Annotated in this window: 8 protein-coding genes; 5 read left to right on the top strand and 3 right to left on the bottom strand. The window is 35.3% G+C overall.

Features of this window, described 5'->3' with window-relative positions; genetic code table 11:
* Positions 1-12 precede the first annotated feature (12 nt).
* From lolE to lolC, 3 genes are read right to left on the bottom strand one after another with little or no spacing between them, the layout of a single operon-like run.
* Entirely contained in the window at positions 13-1254 is a 1242-nt protein-coding gene (gene lolE / locus A9G40_RS09090) for a lipoprotein-releasing ABC transporter permease subunit LolE (protein WP_065582789.1), read from the bottom strand.
* 1 nt (position 1255) lies between these two features.
* Positions 1256-1972, bottom strand: a complete 717-nt coding sequence (gene lolD, locus A9G40_RS09085) for a lipoprotein-releasing ABC transporter ATP-binding protein LolD (RefSeq protein WP_065582788.1) — start codon at positions 1970-1972, stop codon at positions 1256-1258.
* Positions 1965-3167: a lipoprotein-releasing ABC transporter permease subunit LolC gene (gene lolC, locus A9G40_RS09080; protein WP_065582811.1), complete on the bottom strand. Its 1203-nt coding sequence runs from the start codon at positions 3165-3167 to the stop codon at positions 1965-1967. Before lolC ends, lolD begins: the two co-directional genes overlap by 8 nt.
* Positions 3168-3326: 159 nt before the next feature.
* Between lolC and mfd the strand changes: the two genes are divergently transcribed.
* The 5 genes from mfd to mmuM all read left to right on the top strand — a co-directional run bounded on the left by mfd (position 3327) and on the right by mmuM (position 12613).
* Positions 3327-6794, top strand: coding sequence for a transcription-repair coupling factor (gene mfd, locus A9G40_RS09075; RefSeq protein WP_065582787.1), 3468 nt, complete (start codon positions 3327-3329; stop codon positions 6792-6794).
* A gap of 35 nt (positions 6795-6829) precedes the next feature.
* On the top strand, positions 6830-8401 hold the full coding sequence (locus A9G40_RS09070) for a DUF945 family protein (RefSeq protein ID WP_065582786.1): 1572 nt from the start codon (positions 6830-6832) through the stop codon (positions 8399-8401).
* 270 nt (positions 8402-8671) lie between these two features.
* Positions 8672-10192 (top strand): YdgA family protein, encoded by a 1521-nt coding sequence (locus A9G40_RS09065; RefSeq protein WP_065582785.1) that lies wholly within the window; start codon positions 8672-8674, stop codon positions 10190-10192.
* Between the two features lie 89 nt (positions 10193-10281).
* The gene (gene mmuP / locus A9G40_RS09060; protein WP_065582784.1) at positions 10282-11682 is read left to right on the top strand and encodes an S-methylmethionine permease; all 1401 of its coding nucleotides are present in this window, start codon (positions 10282-10284) and stop codon (positions 11680-11682) included.
* Positions 11672-12613 carry a homocysteine S-methyltransferase gene (gene mmuM / locus A9G40_RS09055; protein WP_065582783.1) on the top strand — a complete coding sequence of 314 codons (942 nt, stop codon included), beginning with the start codon at positions 11672-11674 and terminating at the stop codon, positions 12611-12613. Before mmuP ends, mmuM begins: the two co-directional genes overlap by 11 nt.
* Positions 12614-13034: the final 421 nt, after the last annotated feature.

Here is a 13034-nt window from a genome sequence, read left to right as displayed (position 1 = left end):
TTAAGCTAACTGTTAAAAGCTATTTAAGATTCGGGCTGGCTCAATTTTACAAGCTCGTTTAGCAGGATAGTAGCTAGCAATTAAGCTAAGTAACATAGCAGTTATAAACACTATCGCCACATCAAAGAAGTGAATTTCAGATGGTAAAAAATCGATAAAATAGATATTACTGTTTAAAATTTTATGCCCCATTAATGATTCAAAGAACCCCATAATGTTGGAAAGTTGCCATGACAATATCACACCTAAAATAACACCAATTAAACTACCAATTAATCCAGAAATTACCCCATACCAAATAAAAATATGTTTGATTAATCGATTAGTTGCACCTAGTGTTTTCAATATGGCGATGTCACGTTGTTTGTCTTTAACAGCAATAACTAACGTTGATACAATATTAAAACAAGCAACACCGATGACCACAATCATTGCCAGATACATAATTTGTCGTATCATTTGAATATCGCGATACATAAAACCAAATGAATTTTCCCAGCTATTAAATGATAAGGTGTCATCTAAGCTCAATGCAGCTTGGCCTATAATTTGATTAGCTCGGTATACATCATTGACATTAATCATTATCCCAGTGACACTGTCACCTATATTGAGTAGTTTTTGCGCATCAACTAAAGGCAATAGAGCAACGTTATTACTTAAACTACCACTTAAATCCAAAATACCAATAACCTGTAAGCGAACTCGCTTAGGCGGTTTAAGTTGAGTTGATCCACTTGCTGATACAGGAATTAATAAAGAAACCCAAGCCCCCTCTTTTACCGCTAAAGATTTTGCTAAACCAGAACCAATAATAACTTGTTGATTATCTGCCTTAAATTCTTGCCATTTATGATTGAGCACATAGTTAGGTAATGCACTAATTTGCTGTTCTTGCTCAGGATCAAGCCCTTGTACTTCAACAGCACCAAGTTTACTACCGTTTTCAATAAGCCCAGTAAAACTAACAAATGGAACGGCTGATACAATATTTTTATTTTCTGTAAGCTCTTGCTGTACATGGCGCCAATTCTCTAAATTGCCAGAATCAAGATACAATTGACCATGAGGCACAACAGATAATACGCGGTTATGTAGTTCTCGTTCAAAGCCGTTCATGGCACTTAACCCAATGATTAATGCCGCTATACCAATAGCAATACTTAATGTTGAAATGATAGATATTAATGACACCATGCCACTTTTACGGCGCCCTTTTCGAAATTTGATGGCGGTAATTAAAGATAAATTCATATTAGTTATCCATTAGCTTTTTATCTGATGATACGCTATCAGATAGTTTGCCATTTCTCATCACCAACTGTTTATCAAGTTTACTGGCTAACTCTAGATCATGCGTAACAACTAAAAATGCAGTGCCATGTTCACGATTTAATTTAATCAATAGCTCAAAGATAGAATCTGCCGTTGATTTATCAAGATTACCCGTCGGTTCATCAGCCATAACTAAAGCGGGATTATTAATTAATGCTCGCCCTATTGCTACACGTTGGCGTTCACCACCAGACAGTTCAGAAGGACGGTGGTTAGCTCGTTTTACTAAGTTAACGGATTCTAACATTGCCCTAGCACGTTGTTTTGCTTCATTTGGCGAAACACCACCAATTAACAGTGGCATAGCTACATTTTCTAATGCTGTAAAATCAGGTAATAGATGATGGAATTGATAAACAAAGCCAATTTCTTGATTGCGCAATCGCGCTTTTTCTTGTTCAGATAATTGATTTAACTGCTGTGATTTAAAAATGATATCACCTGAAGTGGGTTTATCAAGCCCACCAAGTAAATGTAATAATGTACTTTTACCTGAGCCTGAGCTACCAATAATGGCGAGTAACGACTTTGGGTAAATATCAAATGAAACATCTTTTAAAACTTCCGTTACCATTTTGCCTTCTTTATAAGTTTTATAAAGATTGTTTGCTGATAGTAATTTTTCAGAATTATTCATAACGTAAAGCCTCAGCAGGTTGAATATTGGCTGCACGGTATGCAGGATAAATAGTTGAAATTAACGATAACATAAGCAATCCAATAATAATTAAAATAATTTGCGATGGCTCAACGAGCGACGGTAGCAAAATACCCGCTAAAGATAAGCCCAACGCTTGCATGATTTCATTTAAGTTGACTGCAAGTAACAATCCTAAAACACTCCCTAAGAGCGTGCCAATTATGCCGGAGCTTGCACCTTGAATAATAAAAATGAACATAATTTTAAATCGCGATAGACCTTGCGTTTTCAAAATAGCCACTTCACCTTGCTTTTCCATTACCAGTAAACTTAATGAAGTAATAATATTAAAAGCGGCAACAATAACAATTAAACTAATCAATAATCCCATGACATTCTTTTCCATTTTAATGGCTTGAAATAATTCACCGCGTTTTGCACGCCAATCATTAAACACTAACCCTTCTGGTAATGCGGTATTAGTGACCGATGCAATATCAAGGGGTTTGTCTAAGAATAAGCGCCAGCTAGTGATCATATTGGCAGGATAACGTAACAAATTTCTTGCATCAGATTGATTAACATAAATAAGAGATTGATTAATATCATGATTAACTGAAAACAGTCCAACCACATTAAACAAACGTTGCGAAGGAATCCGCCCAACTGGAGTTATTTGGCTTGCATCTGTCACCATTAATCGAATTTTATCGCCTATTGTAACACCTAACTGATTGGCAAGCGTTTGCCCTAAAATAACATTATATTGTCCTGCTTGTAGATCCGAAATTGAACCCATGTAAATATAATCACTTATTGGGTCTTCATCTTCCGGTTTTACCCCCATTAAAGTACTGACAGTAATACTTTGTTCGCTTTGTAATACTACATCACTAGTGACTAAAGGCGTAATGCGATTAACTCCTGTAATCTTTTCAAAAGGCGAACTTAAAATGACATTGGGATCAATTCTTCCTTGATTAGAGGTAATTTGAGCTTGAGGAAAAAACTTTAAAATACTGTTTTGCATTTGATCTTCTAATCCATTCATCACAGATAATACAACGATTAGACCAATAGAACCCAGCATAATTCCAATCATTGATAACCATGATACAAAACGACCAAAACCATCGGTTTTTTGCCCATATACATAACGCAAACCGATATAAAACACTAATGGGCGAAATATTTTTGACATAAACGTATATATTACCTGAAACTTTTTGACAAAGTTTTACGAGTTAAATGCAAGGTGCTTATCATACAGGATTAAACAGTTATAGAAAACAACCACGTACTTACGTTATAATCTAACCTATAATCTTGTAGCAATTTCAACGAACTCATCATGCCTAAAACACAAAATATTTCAACGTTAATACCTAAAAAATCAGGTGAAGTAAAACACATTGGGCAACTTGTTGGCTCATCTTTATCACAACTTTGTGCACAAATCGTAAATATTCATGATGGCTTAGTTGTGATTATTACTGATGATATGCAACAAGCCTCGCGTATTGATGAAGAGCTAAAGCAGTTCTCGCCTTTCCCTTCGATCTCTTTTCCCGATTGGGAAACATTACCTTATGATAGCTTTTCGCCACACCAAGACATCATCTCTGAGCGTTTGTCTTGCTTGTATCATTTAGCTCATCTAAAAAAAGGGGCTTTAATTTTACCCATCAATACATTAATGCAAAAAGTCTGCCCTAAAAGCTATTTAAATGGGCATGTGTTTATAATGAAACAAGGCTTACAAATTAGTCGAGAGAACCTACGTTTACAACTTGAAAATGCAGGATATCGTTCAGTAAGCCAAGTTATGGAACATGGTGAATACGCCACTCGCGGTGCCCTATTTGATATCTACCCGATGGGAAGTAATCACCCTTATCGAATTGATTTTTTTGATGATGAGATTGACAGCATTCGCACTTTTAATGCCGAAACTCAACGAACACTTGATGAAATAGAACAAATCCAATTGCTACCTGCTCATGAGTTTCCCTTTGATAAAGCAGCTATTGAGCTATTTCGAAGCCAATGGCGCGAAAAATTTGAAGTCAGATTAGAGCCAGAAAGTATTTACCAGCAAGTGAGTAAAAATATTTTGCCAACAGGTATTGAGTATTGGCAAGCTCTGTTTTTCAGTGAGCCATTAACTTCGCTTTGTTCTTATTTTCTTGATAAGACACTCATCATCAATACCGCAAATATTGAACAATACGCTAATAAATATTGGCATGATATTCGTCAACGTTTTGATAGCCGTGGTGTTGATCCAATGAGGCCGCTTTTAGAACCTAACTTGATCTGGTCTAAAACTGATGAAATATTTGCTTATTTCAAACAATATCCACGCATGGTTTTAACCCACGAGCCAATTATTGAGTCAAATAGAAACATCAATCTACCTTATTGTGCTTTACCAGAAATAGCCATTCAAAGTCAGCAAAAAGATCCTTATTTACAGTTTGAAAAATTTATTGCAGATTTTACAGGAAAAATCATATTTTCGGTTGAATCAGAAGGACGTAAAGAAGCATTACAAGAAATTTTAGGACGAATTAGAATTCACCCAACACCCCTCAATCAACTTGACGAGCAACAAAGCAACAACAATCGTTTTTACCTAATGATTGGTGCCAGTGAACAAGGTTTTATTAATCAGCAAGATAATTTTGCATTTATTACCGAAAATGAGCTACTAGGCAGACGTATTATTCGTCGTAAAAAAGAACACAAGCAGGCCATTAATACTGACTCACTTATTCGCAGTTTAGCTGAGCTAACACCGGGTAAACCTGTTGTTCATTTGGAACATGGTGTAGGTCGATATGCAGGACTCACCACATTAGAAACAGGTGGCATTACAGCCGAATACCTTATATTACTCTATGCTAACGATACCAAACTTTATGTCCCTGTTGCGTCATTAAATTTAATTAGTCGCTATTCTGGTGGAGATGAAGAAAATGCTCCACTAAATAAATTAGGCACCGATACATGGAGTAAAGCACGGCAAAAAGCGGCCGAAAAAGTGCGAGATGTCGCAGCTGAACTACTGGATATTTATGCTGAACGTGAAAGCAAACCAGGTTTCGAGTTTAAACAAGATCGAGAACACTATGAGTTATTTTGCCAAGGATTCCCTTATCAAGAAACCGACGATCAACAAAATGCTATTGGTGCAGTCATTGGCGATATGTGTTCGCCTTATGCCATGGACAGATTAGTCTGTGGTGATGTTGGATTTGGTAAAACAGAAGTAGCAATTCGTGCTGCTTTTTTAGCGGTAATTAATCATAAACAAACCGCTGTTTTAGTCCCCACAACACTCCTTGCAGAACAACACTATGAAAGCTTTTGCGATCGTTTCGCCAACTGGCCAATTCGCATCGAAAGCCTATCTCGCTTTAAGACCGCCAAACAGCAAAAAGCTATTATTGAAGCACTTGGAGAGGGAAAAATTGATATCGTCATTGGTACACATAAATTATTACAAGAAGATATTAAATGGAAAGATTTAGGTTTATTAATTGTTGATGAAGAACATCGTTTTGGCGTACGTCAAAAAGAACGCATCAAAGCAATGCGAGCAAACATCGATATTTTAACCCTAACAGCCACCCCAATTCCAAGAACGCTCAACATGGCAATGACGGGTATGCGAGATCTTTCTATTATTGCAACACCACCAGCTCGCAGGTTAGCGGTAAAAACCTTTGTTCGAGAATATGATGATCTTGTGATTAGAGAAGCCATTTTGCGTGAGATTTTGCGTGGCGGTCAAATCTATTATTTACATAATGATGTATCAGATATCGAAAAAGTCAGCGAAGAATTAGCAAAATTGGTTCCCGAAGCACGCATTACCATTGGTCATGGACAAATGCATGAACGTGACTTAGAGCGCGTCATGAATGACTTTCATCATCAACGCTATAATGTACTAGTTTGCACAACAATTGTTGAAACAGGTATTGATATTCCTAACGCTAATACCATTATTATTGATCGAGCCGATAAATTTGGTTTAGCTCAGTTGCACCAATTGCGTGGGCGTGTTGGTCGTTCTTATCATCAAGCTTATGCATACTTATTAACACCTCACCCTAAATTGCTCAGCAAAGATGCTAAAAAGCGCCTTGAAGCCATTGCCTCGCTTGAAGATTTAGGTGCAGGATTTGCCCTAGCGACACATGATCTTGAAATTCGTGGTGCAGGCGAACTATTAGGTAGCGATCAAAGTGGACAAATTGAAACCATTGGTTTTAATCTTTATATCGAATTGCTTGAAGACGCCGTTAAATCACTCAAAGAAGGCAAAGAGCCAACCCTTGAATCATTACTCAACAACCAACAAACCGAAATCGAGTTACGTTTACCGACACTCATCCCTGATGATTTTATTCCTGATGTAAATACACGATTATCGCTTTATAAACGTATTGCAAGTATTAATAGCCTTGATGAGCTAACAGAAATTCAAATCGAAATGCGAGATCGCTTTGGTCAATTACCCGATGCGGTACTATTTTTATTGGAAACCACCAAAATTCGTTATCACGCCAATCAATTAGGCATCACAAAAATCGAATTTGGTGAAAAAGGTGGCTATATTGAATTTGGTAGCAATAATAAGGTATCGGTTGATTATTTAATTGAAATAATTCAAAAAGAACCGAAAAATTACCGTTTGGAAAGCGCCAATAGATTAAAATTACTTCGTTCACAATTACAATCAACAGAACGAATAGACTACATTAAAACTTTATTAAAAGCGTTTTCTGAGCATCAAGAACCAGCTCAATAAAACAAATATTAATTAAACCAAATAAGCGGAAAATCATGATAAAAAAAAGCATTATTACCATAGCAATTATTGCTGTATTAGGTTCAGGATACATAGGCGCATCTTGGCACACTGGCAATATGATTGAAGCTAATATCGACAATAAAATACAACAAATCACAAAACAAGTTGATAATTATCAAAATTTGTTTAACGTGGTGATTGAATATAGCGATTACCAAAAAGCTATTTTTTCAACGCAACTTCACCTTACCATTAAATTAGTGCCCAAAGATACCGATTTGCAACTTGAACAAGACAAAAAGCAAGCAGAAAAAAAACAAGCAGAAACAACTATTTTTAATGATGAAATTACAATTCATCATGGGCCATTTCCTATGATGGCACTAGCTGAAGGAAAATTTACACCACAAATAGCATGGATCAACTATGCAATGCCTGAAAAATCAGCGCCCGAGCTTTGGAAATTAGCGGGTAACCAATCGTTTATCACCGCCAATATGGGGATAAGTTATCACGAATTTCTCACCATTAAACTGACTAATAAAGCGCTTAAACTGACTGATTCAGCATTCACTTCACATTTTGATGCTAATTATTTTATTCATGGTGGTTTAGATGTTTCTGATGGCAATGTTATAATTGAAAGCAATGAAGATTTTTCAAGTATCGTTGCCAAAGCCAATATTGATAAATTTAATTATTATGACAATCCCAAAGAACCAACAATTACTTTAAATAAATTCAACTTATTAGCTGAGCCTAGCCCAGAAAAAAAAGGCATTAATTACACCATAAACGCTAATAAAATAGCCTTTCTGATCGATGAATATTCAGCATCACGCCTTACACTTGATCACCTAACATACCAAGGGAGTTTAAATAATAAATATCAAGCTTCTAATGCGCATGTCACAATAGATAAAATAACATTTGAGCCTGACATTAACCAGTTTAATGACTCATCAATCATGATTGAAAAACTCACCATTGCAGAAGAAAATACCTTAAGCACGGCTAATACGATAGATGGTTGGTTAAAAGTAGATGCCCAATCAGTATTGTTTGGGCAACAACATTTAGGTAATGGTTCTTTAGATCTTAGCTACCAAGGTATTAATATTGCCATGATATTAAACAATTTTGATATAGACCTTTATGAAGCCGATGTTAACCAACAAGCACCAGCCAACATCAAATTGGCATTAAATAAACTACATTGGAAAAACCCAGCTGGTGATATCAATGCGAATTTTTTCTGTAACATATCTGGTGAATGGGCAGAACTACAACAACTCATGCTAGGTATTGATAACATTGATAGTTTAAAGTTAAAAATTGATGCGCCATTTAATGTATTAGCCTATTATTTAGCGCAAATAAAAACCCCCAATGCAAACGAAGTTACCCAAGAACAGCTAACCAACGCCTTTGCAACATTAAAAACGGATGCAAAAAAGCTATTTGGTAAATCAAAAATGTTTACGTTTAATAAAGATCAAAATGAAGGTTATTATTCTGATATCAAATACACTAAAGGAGATCAGAACGTGACCGTAAATGGACATCTATTAGATAAAAGAGATTTTTTTGAAAATTTTTTATAATTTATTTTTTTAAAACACAATAATAATGAATAAATTAAATTGCTAACGTGATTACATTGACTGATTGTATCGATATTTAAATGCAAATTTAATCATGCCTATTTAGGCACTTTACATTCGTATATAAACAAGGCATGTAAACTAAATAGAAATAAATATAGAAATAAATATTTTTCAATATATTAAAAAAATATCGCCTATAAGGTATAAATCGATTAAAATTATCAAAATAATATATTAAATCTAGCAAAAATAACTAAGAGACTCATAATGAAAAAAACAACACTTGCAATAGGAATAGTTGCTGTATTAGGCGTTGCCTACGTAGGCATGGCATGGCAAACAGGTAATATCATTGAAAATAATATCGATAATCAATTAGCACAAATAACAGCCAAAATTAACGAATTTCAAGATGATTTTACAGTGTCAGTAATGAAAAGCAATTATGAAAAAAATATATTTTCAACTAAATTACATTTAACTGTAACAGTATCACCTCAAAATACTTTAGGTGAAAATGCTAAGCCTAAAACCTTATTTGACGATGATATAACCATCCACCATGGTCCTTTCCCTATTGCAGCGCTTGCTAAAGGGACATTAGCCCCACAAAAAGCTTGGCTAGAATACGAAATGACAGAACAAAGCAATCCAACACTTTGGAAACTTGCTGGTAATCAACCATTTATTGCTGGGCATATAGGAATAAGCTATGGCGAATATATCACGCTAAAATTAGCCAATAAAGCAATTCAAGCCACACAAAGCGAAATACCCTCCATCAATGATGGCATACTCAATGTGAGCAACGGGAGTTATACCTTCAGTAGCTATGCAGATGCTACCGACGTGAAAGCTAAAGTGCAATTGGATAAATTAGATTACATTTCAGATGATAACAATTATAGTTTGAAAGATGTTAATGTATCGCTAAAACCACTTAATACACTAGAAGACTTTGAATACCAATTTAATATTGGACATGCTAAATACACGCTAGATGGCATAACAAAAAGTACGGTTAATATTGATAATTTCCAATCAAAAGGTAATTTTAACTACAAAAACCAAAATGGTGATACACAAAGTAGCGTCGATAAATTAGCATTCACCTTTGCTACCGCTTCATTTTCAAAAGTTCAATCGGTAGTAATCAATAACATGATTGTAAACCAAAAAAGCACATTAAATAATGCTAATACCGTAGATGGTTCATTATTTAGTAGCATAGATTCAATTCTGTGGGGACAACAAAATCTAGGAAAAGTATCATTAGACTTTAATTTCCAAGGTGCCGATAAAGATCTATTTTCTGATCAATTTAGCCTTGAAGACTTTGATGAAATTATTGATAGCAGTCGCCCAGTTCATACAAAATTTTCACTAAACAAATTTAATTGGCACAACGCGGCTGGAGATATCAATTTTAATTTTGTGATGGATGTAAAAGATATAGGCAAAGATGCATTAGAAAATAATAATAATAATGTTGATAAAATAGATCGCCTAAAACTACAGCTTAGCGCACCATTTGATGTATTAGGACGTATTTCAGCACAAATAGAACATCCAAATACCGATAACGTCACACCAGAACAAATTAATAAAGCAAGCTCGAATCTAGTCATGATGAGCAAAATGTTTTTATATAATTCACCAATAGTTAATTTCAGTAAAGACGGTAAACAAGGTATATTCACCGACATTGAATATTCTCGTGCCCTTGACAACGTCAAGGTAAATGATAAGACAATGACTAAAAAAGCATTTTTAAATAGTCTTCAATAAATTATCAATATAAATTCAATTAACTTCCTAATTATTCCGCCAGTTTTATTGGCGGAATGTAATTTAAACTAACCGAATAAAACATTCTTATGAACACTCAGGTCAACGCATCAAATAAAAACCAGTTCAAACGAACCATGAAAACTAGGCATTTAATTATGCTATCACTCGGTGGTGTGATTGGTACTGGTTTATTCTTTAATACTGGATATATTATTGCAACCGCTGGTGCTATCGGCACAATTATTGCTTATTTAATTGGCGCACTAGTGGTTTATTTAGTTATGTTATGCCTTGGAGAGCTAGCGGTTGCCATGCCCGAAACAGGCGCTTTTCACACTTATGCATCACGTTTTATTAGCCCTGGCACAGGTTATACTGTTGCGTGGCTATATTGGCTAACTTGGACAGTTGCACTGGGCTCAAGCCTAACTGCAGCAGGCTTATGTATGCAATACTGGTTCCCTTCTGTTTCAGTCTGGATTTGGTGTTTAATATTTTGCATTGTGATCTTTGTATTAAACATTATAACTGCACAATTTTTTGCTGAAAGTGAATTTTGGTTTTCAATTATCAAAGTGCTTACTATTGTCATTTTTATTATTGCTGGTGCAGCAGCCATTTTTGGCATTATCCCAATGAAAGACAACATGCCAGCCCCATTTTTGCACAATATTACCGATAATGGTTGGTTTCCTAACGGCATCACTCCGATTATTATGACGATGGTATCAGTCAATTTTGCCTTTTCAGGTACTGAATTAATAGGCATTGCAGCAGGTGAAACCCAACAACCAGAAAAAACCATCCCATTAGCTATCAAAACCACTATTTTAAGGCTTATTATATTCTTTATTGGCACAATTTTTGTTCTTGCGGCTCTTTTACCAATGGAACAAGCAGGCGTGATAAAAAGCCCTTTTGTCACTGTTTTTGAAAACATTGGCCTGCCTTATGCTGCTGATATGCTTAACTTTGTGATTTTAACTGCAATTTTATCTGCTGCTAATTCAGGCCTTTATGCATCAGGACGTATGCTATGGTCGCTATCCAATCAAGGAACATTACCCAAATGCTTTAGCAAACTGACCAAAGATGGTATTCCCGCATTTGCTATCACAATGAGTATGTTAGGCGGATTACTTGCATTGCTCACAAGCGTTATCGCTCCTAATACCGTATTTGTGGCATTAACAGCTATTTCAGGCTTTGCCGTTGTTGCTGTTTGGTTAAGCATTTGCGCTTCACATTACTTTTTTAGAAAGCAATTATCTACAACCGAACAAAACACACTAAAATATAAAGCACCATTTTATCCACTTGTGCCAATTTTAGGTTTTATTTTATGTTTGATTGCCTGCATTGGCTTAGCTTTCGATCCTCAACAACGCATAGCGCTTTATTGTGGTATTCCATTTGTGATTGTTTGCTTTATTGCCCACCACTTTACCCAAACCTACCAAAAGCGAGTGACAAAATATGACCAATAATAATTTAATTCACTCGCTCTTAAAGCAAAAAAAACACATTATTATTGATGGCGCGCTGGCTAGCGAACTACAGCGCCGCGGATGCGATCTTAACGATAGTTTATGGTCGGCAAAAATATTAATTGAAAAACCAGAATTAATCCGCCAAGTCCATTATGATTATTTTAAAGCTGGTGCTGATTGCGCCATCACCGCCAGCTATCAAGCTACACCATTAGGGTTTTCCCAAAAAGGCATTGCGTTTGATGAATCTATCAAACTAATTAAAACCAGCGTTGAACTTGCAAAACAAGCCAAACAACAGTATTTAACTGATACCAAACAAAACAAACCCTTACTAATAGCCGGATCAGTGGGACCTTACGGCGCATATCTTGCCAATGGATCAGAATACACAGGCAATTATCATCTTGATAAAGAGGCTTTTATTGCTTTTCATCAAGACAGAATTCAAGCATTGATTGAAGCGGGAGTTGATATTCTTGCTTGTGAAACCCTACCTTCATTTGCAGAAATCAAAGCATTAACTACGCTTATCGCACAATTCCCGACAATGGCATGTTGGTTTTCATTAACGCTAAAAGATTCAAAGCACCTTAGTGATGGCACACCATTATCACAAGTTATCAACTACTTAAACAATATCGAGCAAATTGTCAGTATTGGCATTAACTGTATTGCATTAGAAAACGTCACCCCAACATTAGAGGTACTAAATAAACTCACCACCAAACCGCTAATAGTCTACCCAAATTCAGGCGAACAATACGATCCAACTACCAAACAATGGCATAAAAACCATCAACATAATTGTACATTTAGTAATCAATTACCGACTTGGATAAAATTAGGGGCTAAATTAATTGGTGGTTGTTGTCAAACAACACCTAGTGATATTAAGCAAATTGTAGCGTTATTAAAGGGAGATTGATTCTTATCAGAACCGAGATTGCAAAAAAACTAATAAAATCAATGAATTTTCTGAATATTTTTGAATAAATAATAAAAGGAGAATGCGTTTGTTTTTGTAATATTTTAGGCAGGAGAAATAAGCATTATAAAGTATAAAATGAAGATAAATTGAAAGATTATAATTTGTTCTAGCTCAAACCTAATCTGACAGTTGTCCTTTTTTATTGGGTGTCCATCAGATTAAATAAAAACTATTACAAATAAGCAACTTAATTTTCTACATGAGTTATGTACTCAGTTTGGGGTATTTAAATTTTTTATAACGCTTTGCTTGCTGTTTCAGACGCTCTTCTATCGTTTTCTCAATTTTAACCCACCTTTTAAACCCATATTTTATTGTTTTAACGTTAATTTGCGCTTAATTATGACTTAAAAAAACT

This window comes from Gilliamella sp. Nev3-1 (assembly GCF_001690435.1).
In the GTDB taxonomy this organism is placed as follows: domain Bacteria; phylum Pseudomonadota; class Gammaproteobacteria; order Enterobacterales; family Orbaceae; genus Gilliamella; species Gilliamella apicola_C.
Note: the sequence above shows the minus strand (reverse complement) of the source record. Positions and strands in the feature narration are given on the sequence as shown.

Coding starts and splice junctions, on each gene's coding strand:
- lolE (WP_065582789.1), bottom strand. CDS start 1,254: ATGAATTTATCTTTAATTACCGCCATCAAATTTCGAAAAGGGCGCCGT.
- lolD (WP_065582788.1), bottom strand. CDS start 1,972: ATGAATAATTCTGAAAAATTACTATCAGCAAACAATCTTTATAAAACT.
- mfd (WP_065582787.1), top strand. CDS start 3,327: ATGCCTAAAACACAAAATATTTCAACGTTAATACCTAAAAAATCAGGT.
- A9G40_RS09070 (WP_065582786.1), top strand. CDS start 6,830: ATGATAAAAAAAAGCATTATTACCATAGCAATTATTGCTGTATTAGGT.
- A9G40_RS09065 (WP_065582785.1), top strand. CDS start 8,672: ATGAAAAAAACAACACTTGCAATAGGAATAGTTGCTGTATTAGGCGTT.
- mmuP (WP_065582784.1), top strand. CDS start 10,282: ATGAACACTCAGGTCAACGCATCAAATAAAAACCAGTTCAAACGAACC.
- mmuM (WP_065582783.1), top strand. CDS start 11,672: ATGACCAATAATAATTTAATTCACTCGCTCTTAAAGCAAAAAAAACAC.